This is a genomic window from Nocardiopsis alba (genome assembly GCF_000710955.1).
GTDB classification, from domain to species: Bacteria; Actinomycetota; Actinomycetes; order Streptosporangiales; family Streptosporangiaceae; genus Nocardiopsis; species Nocardiopsis alba.
In genome coordinates, this window is record NZ_BAZE01000015.1 from 115,194 (window position 1) to 133,857 (window position 18,664).

General features: G+C 69.1%; 19 protein-coding genes. 8 read left to right on the forward strand and 11 right to left on the reverse strand.

What is annotated here, in order from left to right; genetic code table 11:
* Positions 1 to 358 precede the first annotated feature (358 nt).
* Positions 359 to 1,216: an aldo/keto reductase gene (locus TR33_RS23495; protein WP_042285568.1), complete on the forward strand. Its 858-nt coding sequence runs from the start codon at positions 359 to 361 to the stop codon at positions 1,214 to 1,216.
* A gap of 71 nt (positions 1,217 to 1,287) precedes the next feature.
* Here TR33_RS23495 and TR33_RS23500 read toward each other — a convergent pair whose 3' ends face one another.
* From TR33_RS23500 to TR33_RS23510, 3 genes are all read right to left on the reverse strand, one after another.
* Complete coding sequence (locus TR33_RS23500; protein WP_041562025.1) at positions 1,288 to 1,683, reverse strand: DUF397 domain-containing protein; 396 nt, start codon at positions 1,681 to 1,683, stop codon at positions 1,288 to 1,290.
* A gap of 115 nt (positions 1,684 to 1,798) precedes the next feature.
* Positions 1,799 to 2,524 (reverse strand): GOLPH3/VPS74 family protein, encoded by a 726-nt coding sequence (locus TR33_RS23505; protein ID WP_042285571.1) that lies wholly within the window; start codon positions 2,522 to 2,524, stop codon positions 1,799 to 1,801.
* A gap of 225 nt (positions 2,525 to 2,749) precedes the next feature.
* Positions 2,750 to 3,331: a TetR/AcrR family transcriptional regulator gene (locus TR33_RS23510; RefSeq protein WP_042285611.1), complete on the reverse strand. Its 582-nt coding sequence runs from the start codon at positions 3,329 to 3,331 to the stop codon at positions 2,750 to 2,752.
* Between the two features lie 117 nt (positions 3,332 to 3,448).
* Between TR33_RS23510 and TR33_RS23515 the strand changes: the two genes are divergently transcribed.
* Complete coding sequence (locus TR33_RS23515; RefSeq protein ID WP_042285614.1) at positions 3,449 to 4,303, forward strand: NmrA family NAD(P)-binding protein; 855 nt, start codon at positions 3,449 to 3,451, stop codon at positions 4,301 to 4,303.
* Positions 4,304 to 4,400: 97 nt separating this feature from the next.
* Positions 4,401 to 4,952 (forward strand): GNAT family N-acetyltransferase, encoded by a 552-nt coding sequence (locus TR33_RS23520; protein WP_017536281.1) that lies wholly within the window; start codon positions 4,401 to 4,403, stop codon positions 4,950 to 4,952.
* Between the two features lie 72 nt (positions 4,953 to 5,024).
* Here the strand turns inward: TR33_RS23520 and TR33_RS23525 are convergent, their stop codons facing one another.
* The 4 genes from TR33_RS23525 to speD all read right to left on the reverse strand — a co-directional run bounded on the left by TR33_RS23525 (position 5,025) and on the right by speD (position 9,056).
* Positions 5,025 to 7,400: an ATP-binding protein gene (locus tag TR33_RS23525; RefSeq protein WP_042285572.1), complete on the reverse strand. Its 2,376-nt coding sequence runs from the start codon at positions 7,398 to 7,400 to the stop codon at positions 5,025 to 5,027.
* 58 nt (positions 7,401 to 7,458) lie between these two features.
* Positions 7,459 to 8,073, reverse strand: coding sequence for a DUF6879 family protein (locus TR33_RS23530; protein ID WP_042285575.1), 615 nt, complete (start codon positions 8,071 to 8,073; stop codon positions 7,459 to 7,461).
* Positions 8,066 to 8,335, reverse strand: a complete 270-nt coding sequence (locus TR33_RS23535; protein WP_042285576.1) for a hypothetical protein — start codon at positions 8,333 to 8,335, stop codon at positions 8,066 to 8,068. The genes TR33_RS23530 and TR33_RS23535 overlap by 8 nt, the downstream gene beginning before the upstream one ends.
* 370 nt (positions 8,336 to 8,705) lie before the next feature.
* Positions 8,706 to 9,056 (reverse strand): S-adenosylmethionine decarboxylase, encoded by a 351-nt coding sequence (gene speD, locus TR33_RS23540; protein WP_017536285.1) that lies wholly within the window; start codon positions 9,054 to 9,056, stop codon positions 8,706 to 8,708.
* 599 nt (positions 9,057 to 9,655) lie between these two features.
* Between speD and TR33_RS23550 the strand changes: the two genes are divergently transcribed.
* From TR33_RS23550 to TR33_RS23560, 3 genes are all read left to right on the forward strand, one after another.
* The gene (locus TR33_RS23550; protein ID WP_042285580.1) at positions 9,656 to 10,504 is read left to right on the forward strand and encodes a helix-turn-helix transcriptional regulator; all 849 of its coding nucleotides are present in this window, start codon (positions 9,656 to 9,658) and stop codon (positions 10,502 to 10,504) included.
* Positions 10,435 to 11,628 carry a M20 family metallopeptidase gene (locus TR33_RS23555; protein ID WP_042285583.1) on the forward strand — a complete coding sequence of 398 codons (1,194 nt, stop codon included), beginning with the start codon at positions 10,435 to 10,437 and terminating at the stop codon, positions 11,626 to 11,628. The genes TR33_RS23550 and TR33_RS23555 overlap by 70 nt, the downstream gene beginning before the upstream one ends.
* A 250-nt stretch (positions 11,629 to 11,878) precedes the next feature.
* Positions 11,879 to 13,639, forward strand: a complete 1,761-nt coding sequence (locus TR33_RS23560; protein WP_234305948.1) for an ABC-F family ATP-binding cassette domain-containing protein — start codon at positions 11,879 to 11,881, stop codon at positions 13,637 to 13,639.
* A gap of 38 nt (positions 13,640 to 13,677) precedes the next feature.
* Here TR33_RS23560 and TR33_RS23565 read toward each other — a convergent pair whose 3' ends face one another.
* Positions 13,678 to 14,331 (reverse strand): hypothetical protein, encoded by a 654-nt coding sequence (locus TR33_RS23565; protein WP_042285587.1) that lies wholly within the window; start codon positions 14,329 to 14,331, stop codon positions 13,678 to 13,680.
* A 106-nt stretch (positions 14,332 to 14,437) separates the two neighbouring features.
* Between TR33_RS23565 and TR33_RS23570 the strand changes: the two genes are divergently transcribed.
* A complete protein-coding gene (locus tag TR33_RS23570; RefSeq protein WP_042285589.1) occupies positions 14,438 to 15,037 on the forward strand; it encodes a TetR/AcrR family transcriptional regulator in 600 nt (199 codons plus the stop codon).
* A 68-nt stretch (positions 15,038 to 15,105) separates the two neighbouring features.
* On the opposite strand, the gene TR33_RS23575 is transcribed toward TR33_RS23570, so the two are convergent.
* The 3 genes from TR33_RS23575 to TR33_RS23585 form a co-directional block, all read right to left on the reverse strand.
* Positions 15,106 to 15,423: a hypothetical protein gene (locus tag TR33_RS23575; RefSeq protein WP_042285591.1), complete on the reverse strand. Its 318-nt coding sequence runs from the start codon at positions 15,421 to 15,423 to the stop codon at positions 15,106 to 15,108.
* 51 nt (positions 15,424 to 15,474) lie between these two features.
* Positions 15,475 to 16,377, reverse strand: a complete 903-nt coding sequence (locus tag TR33_RS23580; protein ID WP_042285594.1) for a phosphotransferase — start codon at positions 16,375 to 16,377, stop codon at positions 15,475 to 15,477.
* Positions 16,378 to 16,500: 123 nt separating this feature from the next.
* Positions 16,501 to 17,982, reverse strand: coding sequence for a carboxylesterase/lipase family protein (locus TR33_RS23585; protein ID WP_042285596.1), 1,482 nt, complete (start codon positions 17,980 to 17,982; stop codon positions 16,501 to 16,503).
* Between the two features lie 153 nt (positions 17,983 to 18,135).
* Here TR33_RS23585 and arr point away from each other — a divergent pair, with 153 nt between their 5' ends.
* Entirely contained in the window at positions 18,136 to 18,558 is a 423-nt protein-coding gene (gene arr / locus TR33_RS23590; protein ID WP_042285598.1) for an NAD(+)--rifampin ADP-ribosyltransferase, read from the forward strand.
* Positions 18,559 to 18,664: the final 106 nt, after the last annotated feature.

An 18,664-nucleotide genomic window follows, 5' to 3' on the forward strand; every position in this document is an offset into this window, starting at 1 on the left:
GAGGGTTCGGGACCTCGCGCCACGAGACCCGGCACGGGGTGGCACCCCGCACAGGTGGTTGACCGGTGGCGTGGGCGCGGAAACCGATTTTCCCGAAACCTGGCCCGATCCATCCCCCCGAAAGAACCTTCGTGGGTGTGGGGAGGACGGGGAACGAGCGATCCCCTTCCCGCCACCGGTGCGAGGGGCGCGAGGTTTACGCCCAGAGCCTCGTCGGGCAGAGGTATCTGCACATGCTCACCAGCGAGAACGTCGCCATCGGGGCCGTGCTCCTCGAGCCACGAAGGCCACGACGCGGGGCTCGAACCGATCACCGGGAAGCGGCGGTACGGCGGGCTCGGGCGGGAAGGGGCGGAACATGACGATCCTGAACGAGACCTACACGCTGTCCAACGGCGTGGCCATCCCCAAGGTGGGGCTGGGCACGTGGTTCATCGACGACGACGAGGTGGCGCGGGCGGTACGCGAGGCCGTCGAGATCGGCTACCGCAACATCGACACCGCGCAGGCCTACGGCAACGAGCGCGGGGTCGGGCATGGGGTGAGCACCGCCGATATCGCCCGTGAGGACCTGTTCGTGTCCACGAAGCTGGCCGCGGAGATCAAGGACTACGACCGGGCGGTCGCCGCGATCGAGGGGTCGCTCGCCGACCTGGGGCTGGACCACATCGATCTGATGCTCATCCACAGTCCGCAGCCCTGGGACGATTTCCGCGGCGACGACTACGCCGAGGGCAACCGCGAGGCCTGGCGGGCCCTGGAGGACGCGTACGGCACCGGCAGGATCCGTTCCATCGGGGTCTCCAACTTCCTGCGGTCCGATCTGGAGAACATCCTCGGCTCCTGCACCGTCGCACCGCAGGTGAACCAGCTGCTCGTCCACGTCGGCAACACCCCGTCCGAGCTCATCGCCTTCTGCGAGAGCGAGGACATCCTGGTCGAGGCCTACTCGCCGATCGCCCACGGACGGATGTTGGAGAACACGGACGTCGCGGCGATGGCCGAGAGGTACGGCGTGAGCGTCCCACAGCTGTGCATCCGCTACACCCTCCAGTTGGGCACCGTTTCACTGCCCAAGACCGCGAACCCCGAGCACATGCGCGCCAACGCCCAGGTCGACTTCGTCATCTCCGACGAGGACATGGACGCTCTGCGGAACGTGCGCATGCGGGACTACGGCGAGCACAGCGGCTTCCCCGTCTACAGCGGTAAGTAGGGGCCGCCGCGCTCGCCGTTCCACCACCACGGCCCGCCACAGGGAGGGCAGACCGGGGGTACGCCGTCTCGTCAGGCCTTGGCGGCCCGGCGGCGTTCGTATTCCTCGCGGGCCTTGGGGGTCAGGAGCGGGGAGGGCACCCATTCGGCGGGCTGGTTCGCCCGCTCGCGCTGGAGGGCGATCTCCTCTTCGGTGAGGTGTTCCTCGGGGATGTCGAACTCTCCGTCCCTCGCACCCAGGGTGAAGGCCTCCCATTCGGCGGGGGTGAAGAACAGCGTGCCCTTCTCCGGGGACTTGCCGTCGCGTACGGCGCGGAAGCCGTCGTCGAACTCGGCGACCTCCACGATCGCCTCCGACTCCGGATCGGAGAGCGAGGAGCGCATCCATACCGCGTCGGTGGTGTCGTGCCACTTCTCGTTCCCCATGGCCTCCGGAGGGAGGTCCTTCTTGGGCTGCTGCTCGCTCATCGGTGCTCCTGAAAAGGGGACAGGCTCGTCGGGGTCGCCCATCACGATAGCGAGCCGCCGACCGGTCCCGGGCCAGACCGAGGCCGGTCGGCCACGTTCGGTCATGATCCTGGATCTATTCGCCCCCGCCGTCACCGCCATCCCCACCGTCTCCATTGCCTCCCCTGCTCCGGGCCCGGTGGAGGGTGAGCTTCTCGGACAGCACCGTGCTCGCGTCCCGCATGTCCTCCGACAGTCCCGCCACGGCCCCGATGCCCCGGGCCCGATCGAACCGTTGGCGTGTCTTGAGGGCCACCCCGAGGTTCTCGCCCAGGCGGGCACCGGTCACGAGGTCGAACAGGAACAGCATCCGCTCGTCCATCGAGGCGCGTTCCTCGGCGATCGCCTGGAGCCAGATGACGAGCGTGTCGCACACGGCGGGATCCGGAACGCGGTGCCCACGAATTCTCGAGGGCCGTAGGAGGCCGCGACCGATCAAGGCCTCCTCGTGCAGGGACAGCGCTCTGGAGTCGCGGTGCCGGATCCAGGCGTCCAGGCGGATCGGCCCACCCCGCGAGACCGTCATGGTCCCCACCTCGGAGAGGATCTCGTCGGCCCAGGCCAGGCCGGTGGGGGCGGAGGACTGGAGGTGGATCCTGCCCGACAGCGAGTAGACGTCCAGGCCGAAGAGCCGAGTCTTCTTGGTGGCGAGCCACAGGTCGCGGCGGAGCACCAGTTCGCCGAGCTCGGCGAGCGCGCATCCCAACGCGGTGAGGTCGGGATCGTCGAGGCGCCCGTGCGGGTGGTGGCACAGGAGCAGGAACTCTTCGGGCAGGGACGGACGCGGCTGAGCGGAGGACATACGCACCTCGAGCGGGTCTCGCCGAACAGGGTCTTCGGGGGCCTCGGCCGGGTGCAGTCGCCGTGGGGGGCCGTCTGGTGAGGGTCCGGACCCTCATTCTCTCAAAGGAGGGTGCCCTACGGGAGAGGGGCGAGGGGTGGTCGTCGGCGTGAGGCCCGTCCCACGCCCACCGTCCCTCTCGTCCGCCACCGAGAACCCGTTGAAGCGGGAGGGCTTCGCGCCCCTCTAGCGGGCGCGCATCCCATCGAGGAGGAAGACGGTGCGGCGGTTGTAGTCCTCCCGCCGGGGGAGAGGGCCGTGCTTGAGCGCGAGCGCGTTGTCGTGCACGAGCGCGTGGAGGTCGTCCACGGTGAACTCGGGGCGCAGCGCCCCCGAGGCCCGGCTCGCAGAGATGAGCTCCTCGTTGATCTCGCCGGCGATCCGACAGATCTCCATGAGGCTTCGAGCCTCGGGATAGACCTGCAACATGGTGTCGTTGGCGGCCGGCTGACGGTACTGGAGGTCGCGGATCGCGGTGACGTAGTACGCGAGTCGTTCCCCGGCGTCGTCGATGGAGCGGGTGCGGTCGACGATGGCGCGCAGTTCGACCGCGACGACCTCTTCGATGACCGCGTCGATGAGGCCGATCCGGCCGCCGAAGCGGTTGAAGATCGTCGCCTTGCTCACCCCGGCCGCCTTGGCGACCTCCTCCAGAGGCACGGTGAGGCCCCGCCCCTGGAAGGCGTCGATCGCGGCGCGCCTGATCTGGGCGGCGTTGCGTTCGGCGTCGGCGCGCAGCCGAGGCCTCGATGACACTCCACCGCTCATCTCCACACCGCCCTCGTCGTCGCCACCATAAATTGACCTACAGGGTCAGGTTACCTAGGGTCGGGGTCATGAGCGAAACTGACCACCCCGGTCAGTTTATGAACGAAGGGTGTGACCATGATCGTGGTGACCGGTGCGACCGGCGGTCTGGGTGGCGCCACCGTCGAGCACCTCCTCCGGCACCTGCCCGCCGGGCGGATCGGCGTCAGCGTCCGTGACGAGACCAGAGCGCGGCACTTCGCCGACCGCGGCGTCCGCGTGCGGCGAGGCTCCTACGAGGATCCGACCGCTCTGCGCGACTCCTTCGCCGGAGCGGAACAGGTACTGCTGGTGTCCGGCAACGATCCGACCGCCGACATCGTCGCCCTGCACCGCGACGCGATCGAGGCCGCCGTCGACGCCGGTGTCCAGAGGATCGTCTACACCGGACAGCAGGCCGCCGTCCCCGGCAACCCGTACCCGCCGTCGCGGATCCACATCGACACCGAGGCGGCCCTGGCCGAGTCCGGTCTCGCCTGGACGGTCCTGCGCAACGGCGCCTACGGACCGCTCGACCAGGTGCTCGGCCCGTGGTCACGGACCGGGGAGATCGCCCTGCCCGCGGACGGCCCCGTCCCGTACACCGACCGAGCCGACGTGGCCGAGGCGACCGCGGCGATTCTCGCCGGCGGCCGTCGCATCGACGGCCCCGTCACCCTCGCCGCGCCCACCGCCCTCACCCTCGGGGACATCGCGGCCATCGCCTCCGAACTCACCGGCCGCACCATCGAGCGCGTCGTCGTGGACGACGAACGGTGGGTCGCCGACCAGATCGCGGCCGGCCTCCCCGAACCGGCGGCCCGGTTCATGCTCACCTGGTATCGGGCGGCCCGCGAGGGCCACTTCGCCGAGACCACCCCGCTGCTCTCCGAACTCCTCGGACGCGAACCCCGCGGAGTCGCCGAACGGCTCGCGGAGCAGATCGCGGTCTGAACCTCGGCCTCACCGCGTCGAAAAATCGTGGACGGGACCGGTCGGACCCCGACAGGATGACGAACGACCCTGCCCCCACGAGGAGAGAGGCCCGCCAGTGGAGGTCTTCCTGGAGACCGAACGGCTGCTGCTCCGGCGTTTCACCGAAGCGGACGTGGACCACCTGGTCCGGCTGGACGGCGACTCCGAGGTGATGCGCTTTCTCACCGGCGAGCCGACGCCGCGCGCCGAGATCGAGGAGAAGGTGCTGCCGGGGTTCCTACGCGAGTACGAACTCGGGCCGGTCGGGCACTGGGCCGCCATCGAACGCTCCACCGGCGAGTTCCTGGGCTGGTTCGCCCTCGAACCCTCCGCGGACGGCGGCGCGGAGGAGGTGGAGCTCGGCTACCGGCTCAAGACGTCGGCCTGGGGACGCGGATACGCCACCGAGGGGGCGCGAGCGCTGGTGCGCAAGGGCTTCGACGAGCTGGGCGTGCGGCGGGTGTGGGCCGAGACCATGGCGGTCAACCTCGCCTCCCGCCGCGTCATGGAGAAGGCCGGCCTGAGGTACGTGCGGACCTTCCACGCGCACTTCGACGACCCGCTCCCGGGCACCGAACACGGCGAGGTCGAATACGAGCTGTGCGGGCCCGCCCCCATGGAGTCCTGAAGGCGGACCCGAAGGTGGGAGGTCGTACTCGCAGGGACGGCTTCCAGAAACAGGTGGGGGAGGTCGCCTTTCTCAAGAGGGGGAGGGGTCCGTGAGACGGGCGGTCACTGTCTCGCGCAGACGTTCGGCCCTGGGGTCGGACAGGTCCGCGATGGTTTTCAACGCTTCGCGCCGATGTTCACGCGAGGCCTCCGGTTCACCGATGTCGGACAGCACGGTGGCCAGGCGGTCGAGGCACTCCGCGAGATCGTGGTAGGCCTTGTTCCTGCGATAGCCGATCGCCGCCTGCCGGAAGAACCGCGCGGATTCTTTCAGACGTCCGGCCGACCGGTGGACCTGCCCCGCCCCCTCGAAGGAACGGGCCTCTCGCACGTGATCGCCGATCGACCGGTGGAGGAGGGCCGCCTCATGGAAGTTCGCCAGAGCCTCCTCCGGCCGGTCGAGTAACTCGTGGATCCGACCGAGTTCCAGAAGCGCGAACCCTTCCCGGACCGCGTTGTCGAGTTCTCGGGCGACGTCGAGAGCGCTCAGGACGTAGGACAGAGCCCGGTCGAGGGAACCCAGATCCCGCCATGCCGTACCCAGGCAGACCAGACAGGCGAACTCGCTCATCCTGTTACCGGTCTCCCTGAGAATCGCTCTGGCCTTCTCGGCCAGGGCCACCGAACCGTGGAGATCTCCCGAATCGAGTAGAGCGTCGGCCAGGTTGCCGAGGACGATCCCCTCCCAGGTCCGTTCGCCCAGACGTCGGGCGGTCGCGAGTGAACGTTCGAAGGCCTCACGCGCCCGATCGACCCGATGCTCGCGCAGATGTGCCAGCCCCAACGCGTTGAGGGACATGGCCTCACCGAGTTCATCGCCCAGTTCTCGACGCAGCCGCAGAGCGTGGCGATGCCGCTCGATGCCCTCTTGCGTGCGATGGGATTGCACGTAGGCCATCCCCAGACTCTCCAGAAGCTCCGCCTCGGCAGCGTGTTCTTGCTCGCGTCGGGCCGCGCCCAGTCCGAGGAGAGTCGTGGAGATCCAGGCGTTCATGGGTGTTCTGTAGACGTAGACGTGTCTCAGCACGATCGGTAGACGCCATGCGATCGAGTCCATGCCCGCTTCGGAGGCGGCCTCGGTCAAAGCGACCAGGTTCCTGTTCTCGGCCTCGAACCACCGGACAGCGTCCGCGTTATCGGCGAAATCGCGAATGTCACCGGTAGCGTCCTCGTTCGATGCCGAGACCGATTCGAGCCGACGCAGGGGTGAATCCACCGCTCTGGAAGCGCTATCGGCGGTGCACAGATACCGGTTCAGTAGACGTTCCAGCGCTTCGTAGCGGCTCTCGGGCGACTCTTCACGACGAGCCTGGTCCAGAGCGTAGGAACGTAGGAGATCGTGGAATCGATATCGGTCCGGGCCGATCTGTTCCACCAGGTGGGCGCCGACGAGTGTGTCCAGGACACGTCGTGCCCGCCTGAGCGGCAAGTCCCCGAGAACCGCGGCGGAGCCCGCGTCGAAGTCATGGCCGGGGTGCAGCCCGAGTAGCCGGAACAGGCGTGCGGTCTCCTCCGGCAGCGCCCGGTAGGACCAGGCGAAGACACTACGGACCGCGTCGGCCTCTTCCTCATCGTCGGTGGCGAGAGCGTCCCAGAGAGCGGACTCGTCTCGCAGGTCCTGGATCAGCTCCGACAACGGCATGTGGGGTCGACCCGCCGCTCGTTCGGCGGCGATGCGCAGGGCCAAGGGCAGCTCTCCGCACAGACGGGCCAGCTCGGCGACCTCATGCGGCTCGTCGCGTGGCCGATGGCTCTCGGTGACGTGTTCGAGGAGTTCCACAGCCTCCTCCGGCTCCAGCGTGCGCACGGTCAGACGCCGAGCGCCATCTCTGGCGACCAAGCCGGACAGCCGGTCCCTGCTGGTGACCAGCACGACGCAGGCCGAGGAGCCGGGTAGTAAAGGGCGTACCTGCGCCGCGGTCGCCGCGTTGTCGAGGACGACGAGCACGCGTCGTTCGGCCAAGAGGGAACGGTAGAGGGCGGAGCGGTCGTCGAGATCCGCGGGCACGGCGTCGGCGGGCACCCCGAAGGCGCGAACGAAGCGCTCCAGCGCCTGATCCGGGTCGATGGGTCGACCGGCTCCGTACCCTCGCAGATCGACGTAGAGTTGACCATCGGGGAAACGGTCGCGCACTCGATGGGCCCAGTGCAGGGCCAGAGCGGTCTTGCCGACGCCGGCAGTCCCGGTGATGACGTGGACGGGTGCCTCGGAAGCGCCGTCGAGGTCCTCGGTACTCAGATGGGTGCTGAGCACCTCCAGCTCCCCGATCCGATTGACGAACCCGTGAACGTCACCGGGCAGCTGTCCGGGTACGGGAGAAGAATGCGTCGGCGGGTTCTGACCGTGGAAGTGGATCCCGCCCTGGACGTCCCTCGCCTGTACCGCGCGTCCCGCGACCGCCCCCATCCGAGTGCTGTCGCCTGTGGCGGGCCGCTCGTCGGAACCCTCATCGGGCTCGGAGGATCTATGGTCGCTCACGGTCGAGCGTCACCCCCTCGACCTCGCGGGGGAAGTAGCTCCTCAGGTCCTCGCCGGCCTGGTGAAGGGCGGCGACCTCCGCGCGGCATCGTGTGATGACGGCGCGGTCGGTGAAACGGACGCCGCCCTGGAGAACGCCTTGGTCGTCGTACCGGATCCGGTACATCACCTCGTCGCCGAGCCCCACGATCTCGGGTACCGGACGTTCCCGTTCCCAAGCGGCCAGAGGCTCGGCGGAGATGATCCTGATGTCCTCACCGCACTGGGCTCGTAGGTGGAGGGAGTGCAGTTCCCACAGCAGGTAGGCCATGAAGGGCTTCTCCACGACACGGGTCCTTCGCAGCACGCATCCCGCTCGGGCGAGTTCGGTGAACTGCTCTCGCAGGGAGGCGCGGTTGTCCTCCAGAAACCGTAGGGAATCGTCTCGGTGTCCATCGCGGAAGGCCAGCCAACTTTCACTTTCCGGCTGGTGAAAGACCTGTTGCCGTTCGAGCTTCCAGACTTCGGCGTTCCTGAGCGAGGCCAGACGTCCGTCGAATTCATCGAGGTAGGGATCGAGCTCCAGGCTCTCACCAATGAGACCATCGATGGTGTCAAGCATCGGGGATGTCCGCTTTCGCTGATATGAGGGTGTTGCGGGGGATGACGACCAGGCGTTCGTCCTTTGCGATGACGGCTCCCGCTGGAAGGCGTTCCGTGTAGGCGTCGGTCAGATCGCGCCCGATCACGGCGATGTCACCGTTGTCGAGCTCCCAGATGTCGGGGCAGCCGCTGACTTTGTCGGTGTTGCCCAGTTCGACCGGGGATCTCCCCAGCCTGCGCGCCATGTTCGCTTCGGGGTCCGCTTCCCAGGGACGTGTCATGGTAGGCCCTCCTGCGCGTTCTTGGAATCGGGGGGTGAACGCGTGTGAGAAAAATACCATGGCGATCGTATCGATCAGATCGACCATTCGTTCTCTGTGGAGATGTCGGCATGGTTCGAGTTTGATGATTGCTTGTATGTCTTGATGGTATGTCTATGTCGATGAATTATGCGCATGAAGTGGTATTTGGTGCCGATGTCATGTGCTGATGTATTGGTTTTTCCTGGGCTTCAAGTCGTGTCCTCGTTTTTTTCGAAGGGGTTCCTTCGGGGGTTGGAGAAGGCCTGGTGGGTGGGTTGTCGGTGAGGTCTATTCGCTTCTTCGGGAGCGGGTGGTGGGGGATGTGGGCCACCCGTGAGACGGGGCCTTCCTACCCGGGGACCGGAGCCGCCTTCGGGTTCCACCGTGGAATGTGCCGAATGGTGGTTCTCCCCGGGCCGAACAGGGACAGCAGCGGCTCCAGGGCGTTCTCCGGATCGGTGTCGGCGCGGCAGGAGACGAGGTCGATCTGGGCCGCGCGATGTTCGGGCCAGGTGGACACGACCAGGTGGGACTCGGCCAGGGCCATCATGTGGGTGACGCCGTGGTCCGGGTACCCGGCGGGCGCTTCGAGCAGTACCCGTACGCCCAGCCGTCGCGCGGTGGCGTGCATGGCCTCCCCGACGTCCTGAGGCGCGGGGTCCACGACGCAGTCGTTCAGGTCGATGGCCAGACAGATCACGCGGCCTCCCCGACCCGAACCTCGGGCACCGGTGTCGTCAGGCGACCGGCGGCGGGTGAGCGGTACGGCCGTCGAGGAAGGGACGCCCAGTGGGCGAACCCTCGTGGCGACGCCTCGAAGGCGCCCTCGTCCGGGGACGGGGTGCCCCGGTCGATCTCGGCGCCGAGCCCGGTGATGGCGTGGAACCCGGGGCCCTCGGGCCCGACCGGGCATGAAGTGAGCGACGTGTGGAGTGGGCCGGGTTCCGACGCGCGGAGGAACTCGACGATGACGGGCGAGCGGTGGTGGTTCACGGAAGACCTCCGACCGAAGACGATGGATGGTCCCAGGGTCGCCCACCGGCGGGCCCCGGGCCAGGTCACCGGTTGTCCACCACGTTGTTCACCCCCTGCTCGGGCACGGTGGACAGCCCGGGGACAAGGAACGCCGAGACGACCACCCGCGCTCCAGCGAGGAGGATCCTCTTCCGCGGACCTGGTTCTCCGCCCGACCCAGGACCGCGGGTACGGGTATGCGAGGTCGATCCGCCGGGTACGGAGGTGAACGGGGTCCACCAGCACCGATCCCCGCCCCGCTCCCCCTGACCGAGGACGTGGTGCGTGACACCACCCACCCCCCGACCCAGCCCCTTACGTCAGGTCCGCGTCGATCGCGGGCTGACCCTGGAACAGGTGTGCGCCGACCTGGACCACCGGTCACGGACCGGGTCCAGCGGGGTCACCCCGAGCATGCTCTCCGGGTGGGAGCGCGGCCGGCGCACCACCAGCCGCCGCTACCGGGACCTGCTCACCGACTACTACGGTCGTCCGATCGAGGAGTTGTTCGCCCACCAGGACGGCGCGGTCGAGTCCGGGAACACGTCCTGTCTGGTCAACGGTCCCCGTGACCTGCGCGAGGCCATGAGCGAGGTGGCGCGAACGGCCGCCTCCCATCTGGCGGTGACCGGGTCCCGCTCCCGCGACGTCGCCTACCTGAAGACCATCGAGAAGGCGCTCGCGGCCCGCCCGGAACTGGTCCACTACCGGCTGCTGTTCGGACCTCCTCGCAACAGGGCCCTGCACGCCCACCTGGGGCGTTTGCTGGAGGCCCGCGACCCCGACGACCGGTCGTTGGGGATGAAGACCCTGCACATCGGTCTCATCCGTCCCGAGCAGGATATGCCGGAACGGTTCTTCGTCGCCTCCGAGCGGGCCGCCGTCGTCCCCATCCCCTCCCTCACCAGCGCCTATGGTTTCGACTCCGGGGTGCTACTCGGTCCACCCGCCGCCGAGCGTCTACTGGACCACGCTCGCCAGTGCTATGCCGCGGCCACTCGGGTGGAAAGCCTCGAAGCCCTGCACGGACTGCTCCCCGCCCCCTCACACCCCCGGGATCGCTCATGGCCGACCTCCGCACCTCTCCCGCCCTGCTCCGAGCCAGGGCCGACCTCGACTCGGTCCTGGAACTGACCCGGGACCTGGTCCGTATCCCGACCCGGGGCGGCATCGACCCCTACGACGACGCCGTCGACCATCTGGGCCGGTGGATGGCGGAGAAGGGTCTGAAACCGACGGTGTTGCGCGACGACACCGGTTCGGCCGTCGCGCTCACCGCGTCCGTTCGTGGAGAAAGACCCGGGCCGACATGGGTATTGGACGCCTGCCTGGACACCGCGCCGTTCGGTGACGAGGCCGCCTGGACCCACCCGCCCACCGGCGGAGACGTGCACGAGGGGTGGCTGTGGGGACGTGGGGCCGCCGACTCCAAGTCCGCGGTCGCCGTCTTCTGTCATCTGGCCGCGCGCCTGAGACACGAGGCCGCGCACCTGCGTGGAGACCTGGTGCTCCTGTTCGATCTGGACGAGCACACCGGCGGCTTCGGCGGGGCCGAGCGCTACTTCGAGGGCCCGGACGCTCCGACGGACGTCGGCGGCGTGATGATCGGTTACCCCGGGATGGACAAGCTCGTCGTCGGTGGTCGGGGCGTGTATCGCGTACGGCTCAGGGTGCACGGGCGATCCTCGCACTCGGGGGGAAGGCGGAGCACGCCGAACGCGATCGGCAAGGCGGCGGCGATCGTTCGGGCGCTGGAGGAGAAGCCGCTGCCGGGGCCGGCCGAGGGCTTCGGGCCCGGAAAACTCACGGTGACCGCCGTCGAAGGCGGAACGGGGTTCTCGGCGGTCCCCGATCTGTGCGCGGTGAACGTGGACGTGCGCACCACCGCCCGCTTCACCGGGGAGGAGGCCGCCGACCTGGTCGCCGCGGTGGTGGCCGAGGTCGACGCCGCGTGGCCCGGCACCCCACCGACCCTGGTGGAGGAGCGCACACGCTGGCCGGCGTACGCCCTACCGGAGCGGTCGCCCCTGCGGTCGGCGCTGCTGGGGGCCGCAGCCGAGCAGGGCATCGATGTGGTGGCCGAGATCGCCGGCCCGTCGAACATCGGTAACCACCTCGCCGGGCTGGGGATCCCGGCCACCGCCGGCTTCGGCGCCGTGTACGAGGGACTGCACGCCACCGACGAGCGGGTCCTGGTCGAGACGATCCCCATCGCGCAGGCGGTGTACGACCGGGCGGTACGCACCCTCATGGGGTGAACCGCCTTCGAGTCCCACGACCGGCGGGTTCACCTCTTCTCAGGTGCCCCACCCCCGTGGTGCCCAGGGCCATGTAGTCGTACATCGAGTAGTCCGCGTGGTAGTAGACGTCCGCCCCGGACCGGCTTCGCCACCCCGCCGGAAAAGAGGTTGGAACCCTCGGCCGCCCCTTGCTACAGTCCCGACATGGCTTCTTGAGTGCTCTTCCTTCTCCCGCGTCCGCGGCCATCGCCCGGCGGGATCCTTACCGATGACGCAGAGAGCACTCGTGGCCATTTCCTCTTCTTCTCCTTCCGCTTCCGCGCACCTTCGTATCGACGCGGTCTCCGTCTCCTTCCCGGACCGTCGCGTGCTCACGGACGTGTCGTTCGTGGTCTCCTCGGGCGATCGGGTCGGCCTGATCGGCGAGAACGGATCCGGCAAGTCCACGTTGCTGAGGGTCGCCGCGGGGCTGTTGTCGCCCGACGCGGGGACGGCTCGTGTGGTCGGCGGGCAGGACGGCACGTCGGCGGTCGGACTGCTGCATCAGGAAGCGCCCTTCGCCCCCTCGATGACGGTGCACGAGGCGATCGAGACGGCGGTCGCTCCGGTCCGGGCCGCGGTCACGACGGTGGACCATAGCGCCCAGGCCCTGGCCGAGGCTCCTCAGGACGCCGAGGTGGAGCGGGCGTACGCGCACGCTCTGGACGTGGCCGAACGCCTGGACGCCTGGAGCGTGGACGCCCGTATCTCCACGATGCTCGTGGGGTTGGGCCTGGCCTCCGTACCGGGAGAGCGGCGCACAGGGGAGCTCTCGGGCGGGCAGCGGTCCCGGCTCTCACTCGCCTGGCTGTTGCTCCGTGATCCCGATGTGCTGCTGTTGGACGAGCCCACCAACCATCTGGACGACGCCGCCACGGAGCATCTGCGTCGTGTGCTGCTCGGCCGGCGCGGTCCGGTGCTTCTGGCCAGCCATGACCGGGCCTTCCTCGACGAGGTGGTCACGTCCCTGGTCGACCTCGATCCGGCGCCGATCCCGCACCGGCTCGCGGACGAGGTCAGGGAGGACGGTCCCGGGTCGGGGATCGGGGTGACCCGGTTCTCCGGCACCTACAGCGACTACCTCGTCTCGAGGGCCGAGGCCCGCCTGCGCTGGAAGCGGCGGTACCGCGACGAGCAGGACGAGCTGAGAAGGCTGCGGGCCGGTGTCCAGGACAATCAGCAGGTGGGGCACGTGAACTGGAAGCCCCGCACGGAGTCGCGTATAGCCAAGAAGTTCTACGGGGATCGCAACGCCAAGGTCGTCGCGCGGCGGGTCAACGACGCCCGTGCCCGTCTGGAGACCCTGGAGAAGGAGCAGATCCGCAGGCCCCCGGAGGAGTTGGCGTTCGCCGGTCTCACCGCCTCGGGCGTTCCGACGGTCACTTCGCCGGAGGACGATGGACCGCTGCTCACCGCCTCCGAGGTCCACGTACCGGGCAGGCTCGCTCCGGTGTCGTTGGCGCTCGGAGCGGGGGACAGGCTCCTGGTCACCGGTGCCAACGGGGCGGGCAAGTCGACACTGCTGCGCCTGATCTCGGGCCGTCTCGTACCGGTCTCGGGAACGCTGAACCTGCTTTCGGGGCAGCGCGTGGGGCTGCTCGGTCAGGACGTGACCATCGCGCTCTCCCACGAGGACGGTTCGGAGCGCACCGTCTCCGAGGCCTACACGGAGGCCGTCGGGGCCGAGCGCGCCGAGCGGACCCCCTTGTCGACCTTCGGGCTGCTGTCCGGGCGTGACGAGCACCGACCCGTCGGGGCGCTCAGTCTCGGGCAGCGACGTCGTCTGGAATTGGCGATCCTGCTGGCCGACCCACCCGAGCTGCTCCTGCTCGACGAGCCCACCAACCACCTGTCGCTGCCGCTGGTCACGGCGTTGGAACGGGCGATCGGCGAGTATCCGGGCACCGTGGTCATCGCCTCGCACGACCGCTGGATCCGTGAACGCTGGGCCGGAGCTCGGCTCGATCTCGAAGCCGAGTCGACGGGTTGAGCGTCGGTGCCACCCGGGCGAGGGCACACCGCCGTAGTTCAGGAGGCCCCCGCGTCGATCAACCAGTGGTAGCGCAGTCGGAGGGCGCGCTCGGTGGCGGCGAGCGCGGCCGCGATGGCGAGGGTGACGTCCAGCCATCGCGGTAGGTCGAACAGCGGCTCGATCCGGCCGAAACGCTCGGCGATGGGTGGGATTTCGGAGAGCGGTACGGCGATCTCCTGGGCCAGGAGGGCGAGACCGACCAACAGGAACACGATCGATATGGCACCGATGGCGCGGCTCACCCCGGGATGCCTGCGTCCGAAGCGGGCGCGTCGGCCTTCGGGGGATCGTGGGTCGGGCGTGAGCAGGCGTTCGGTGCCGTCGTCGGCCACGAAGTGGCAGCGCTTCATCCCGTAGTCGCTCATGTCCACTTCGATCACCCCGCCCTCGATGGGGAAGGCGACGGGCATCCTTCCCACCGCGTGTTGACGCCCGTCGAGGTACAACCTGGCCTCGACCTCTCCGGAGGACTGGTTCCCCCAGTGCCGCACGTCCATCGCGTAGCGGCGGGGCGGTCCCCAAGGGTCGGCTTGGTCGAGGTGGAAGAGCGCCCGGCCCGGGACCTGCCACCAGCGGAAGCGCTGGAGCGCTCGGCCATCGCCCGGGGCGACGCGCTTCTCGGCCCGGCGGCGTCGCCACTGCTGATACACGGCTTCCTCCTCCACTCGGGGGTCCACTAGTACGCTGTGCTAGTGGAATGATGGCACACTAACACACCGTGCTAGTACAGTGTGTTGGAAGGAGGTCGGTAGGGACATGGACGACGAGCAGCCGTCCGGCACGCGCGAGCGCATCCTCGCGGCGGCCGCGGAGATCATCCAGGAGGGTGGGGTGACGGCCCGCCTCAGCGTCCGCGCCGTCGCGGCGCGGGCCGGGGTGAGCAGCGGCTCCCTGCGCCACCACTTCCCCACCCAGCAGACCCTGCGGGACGAGGTGATGCGCCGCATCTACGACTGGATCGCCCCGGCGCACAGCATCCACGACACCTCGATCCCCGCACGCGACCGCCTCGTGGAGAGCCTGCGAGAGATCCTGACGGCGGTGGGATCCGCGGAGCAGGCGCGTGCGGCCATGGGTGAGCTGACCCGGACCTTCATCACCGGTGAGCAGACCGCCCAGGTACGCGAGGCCTATCTGAGAATCGATCGGGACACCCGGCACCGTGTCGAGAAGTGGCTGGCACTCCTCGCCGAGGAGGAGGGATCGCCCCTCGAAGGCATACCCGGCCGCGCGAGCCTGTTGTGCACCGTGCTCAGCGGCCTCGGCCTCGAACGGGCGCTGCCCGCGGAGGACTCGCTCGCCCAACGCGAGACGGAGACCCTGTACCGGGCGGTGGACGCGGCGCTCACCCCCTGATAACGGCTCGACCTCGTGTCCGCGGCCGAGGGGTGAGCGGGTGCGGGGCCCTGCCCCGCACCCCCTGCTCAGCGGGGCAGGGCCCGGTGCGCCACGAGGGACGTGAGCCCGCAGCCGAGCAGGAAGAACACGATCCGCGCCTCGTGGACGACGAGGTGCACGGGGTGGCCCAGGTTCGGGCTGTACGACAACCGTAGAAGGCCGATGTCGAAGTGACCGCCGTAGCCGATGTGGACCTTCGTCCAGGCCAGGGCGAAGGCGAGGTTCAACGCGAGAAGGCCGAGTCCGGCCCCCAGGAGAAAGGCGCGGACCGGTCTTCTCCGATGGACGGCTCCCTCGCAGTGGGGGAGTTCGGTGGTGTCGCTCCGTGGGGGGTGTGGAGTCATGTCCCGCATTCTTCGTGGTCGGTCGAGCGCGGTCCGTCGCGCCCTTCCTTCCTACACCACACCCTCCTCCAGGACTCGATCGAGCGCCGCCCGGCCCGCCGGCCCCCAGGTCGGCTTACCGCCGGGCAGGCCCCGGTCGCCGTTGCGGCCCATGAGCATGAGGAACAGGCTCTTCAAGGCGGCCAGACCACGGGCGCGCCGGATCGTCCCCTCGCCCGCTCGCTCGTACGCGTCGAAGAAGGTCTTGGCGGCACCGTCGGGAAGCAGCACCCAGGCGGCGGCGAGGTCCCAGGCCGGGTCTCCGGCGAGCAGGTCTTCGAAGTCGACCACCCCCGAGAGCGTTCCGTCCGTGCCGATGGCGTTGGCGGGGTGGAGGTCGCCGTGCACCCAGAACGGCGGGCCCTCCCAGGCGGGAGCGGCGACGGCGTCCTCCCATACGGCCCGGACCCGGTCGGCGAGATCGTCGGGGACGACCGCGTGGCAGAAGTGGTCGAACCCCTCCGTGTACTCACCGGGATGTCCGCCGCGGCTCTCACTGATCGGCGCGTCCGCGGGCGCCTCCACGTGGAGGGCGTTGAGGAAGTCGGCCAGGACGACGGCCGCGTGTTCGCCACGATCGATGGGGGCGCGGTCCAAGGGCTCGCCGGGGATCCAGGTCATGACGGTCCAGGGCCTGGGGAAGCGGGCCGACGGCTCACCGGACCGCACCGGGACGGGGATCGGAAGGGGAAGGCGCGGGGCCAGGAGGGGCAGCCAACGGCGTTCCCGAAGCTGGAGCCTGGCGGCGTCGTCCATGCGCGGCATCCGCACGGCCAGGTCCTCTCCCAGACGCCACATCTGGTTGCCCCAGCCGCCCTCCACCTCGTGGATGCTCCGGCCCGCCAGGTCCGGATGCTGTTCGCGCAGCAGGTCGTCGATCAGCTCGGCGGTGATCTCGATCGGGGCGTCGCTCATGAACGGTCACACTAGCCGGACGAGCCGGACCCGGTGGTATCGGTGGGCTCTCAGGGGACGACCATGGAGGTCGAGGGCCTTTCGACCCTCGACTCGTCCCGTCTCCGCTTCGAAGGGCTCGCCCTAGAAGGAGACATCCCGCCACAGCGCGCGCACGCCGCCGTCCCGATCCTCCTTCCGCAGGTCGACGGGCAGGTCCCAGATCCGTACCGGGGTGTTGTCCGGGCCGGCCGCGGCCCACCCGGGGTCGCCGTGCGAGGCGAAATCGGCCCACGCGCGGATCATGCGTTCCGACAGGTCACGGTGTCGATCGGTGGAGGGGCCGTCCAGGAAGAACGCGCTCTGTCCGGAGTCGAGTTTTCCGAAGACGAACGTGAGGTCGAGCCCGTGGCAGGCCCCGAGCGCGCCGTCCAAGGCGGGGCTCTCCCAGGTGAATCGGGACAGGAAGGTCCGCCCGCCGGCGCGCGCGTGCTCCTCGCCGATACGCATGCTGTACTCGGAGAACAGGCCGTCGCCGGCGATCGCGTTGTACAGGTCGGACGGGGACGCGCCGGGGAGCAGTGCCCGGTACCCGTCGACGGCGTCCTCGCCCAACCCGAAGGAGACCGCCGCGTGCCTCAAGCCCTCCTCGTCCTCGACGGGGGAGACCGACTCCAACGCCGTGAACAGGGTCCATTCGTGCTGTGTGTGGCAGACCAGCAGGTCGGTGTCTCGGGCGGCCCCGGCGGCGATCGCGCGTAGCGGATTCTCGGGCAGCACCTCCCCGTCCAGGATCGGGGCGTAGGGCATCGAGACGTAGTGGTTGAAGCCGGCGTTCCGATCGCCCCTGAAATACGCGATCACGGCCCGGGTGGCCTTGATGAGGGCCTCCGGCGGGATGTCGTCCCAAGAGCCCTGACCGAGCGGGACACCGAGCGCGGCGCCGACCCGTTCGGTGATCTCGCGCGCGTGATCGACGGCGCGGAAATCACTGGGAGCACTATGTGCGATCGCCCTGGTGAACAGTCCGCGCGCCGAGGGCATCGTGAGCAGTGCGGCGACCGAACCGGCGCCCGCCGACTGCCCGGCGACGGTGACGTTGTCGGGGTCGCCGCCGAACTCGGCGATGTTGTCGCGCACCCACCGCAGCGCCGCCACCTGGTCGAGGAAGCCCCGGTTGTCGGGGCGACCGGGGACGTGGCCGAAGCCCTCGAAACCGAGGCGGTAGTTGAGCGAGACGACGACCAGTCCGGCCCGCGCGAGCGCGCTCGCCTCGTACAGCGGCTCGGCGGCGGTGCCGAAGAGGTAGGCGCCACCGTGGATCCACACCAGTACCGGGAGCGGCCCGGGGTGGTTCCTCGGGGCCCACACGTTGACTGAGAGGTATTCCGCCTCGTCGTCGGGGGTCCAGGGCGGGGCACCGGGGAACGAATTCGACTGAGGGGAGACCGGTCCGAACCGGGTGGCGTCCCGGACGTCATGCCAGGGAGTGGGCGGGACCGGGGCGCGGAATCGGGCGGCGCCCGTCGGTGGCCCGGCGTAGGGGATGCCGCGGAAGGCGACGATGTCGTCGGTCAGGGGGAGACCGCGTACCCGACCGTTGCGGGTGTGCGCTATGTGGTCCATATTTCTCCGCTCCGGTACATCGGAACCCCGGTGGGGTGGATCCGGGGCCGCCGGGAAGCGTAACCGGTCGACCTCTCGTCCCGGTCGCGGAAGAGGGGAAAGATCGATGTTCTCGCCTCTGGTGAGCCGGAGGCGGGCCGGTAACCTGAAGGGATGGTCGATCCACTGGACGAGGGGCCGTTCTACCACGGCACCAACGCCGACCTGCGGGTCGGAGATCATCTCACCGCCGGTTTCCGCTCCAACTACCGGCCCGAGATCGTCATGAACCACATCTATTTCACCGCGTTGATCGACGGCGCGGGGCTCGCCGCCGAGATCGCCGTCGAACTCGCCTCGGGCGAGGGGACCCCGCGGGTGTACCTCGTCGAGCCGACCGGGGTGTTCGAGAACGATCCGAACGTCACCGACAAGAAGTTCCCCGGCAACCCCACGCGCTCCTACCGGAGCACGGATCCGCTGCTGATCGTCGAGGAGATCACCGACTGGACGCGGCTGAGCCCCGAGGCGCTCCAGATGTGGCGGGAGCGGCTCGCCGTTCTTCGCGAGGAAGGCCGCGACGAGATCATCAATTAGGGAGACCGCCCGACGTTTCGAGCCGGGTGCCGATGCGATCGGTGCCCGGCTCGGGCGTGGACGGGGGCTCCGTTCGGGAGATGGGTGAGAGTGTCCCTCTTCTGCC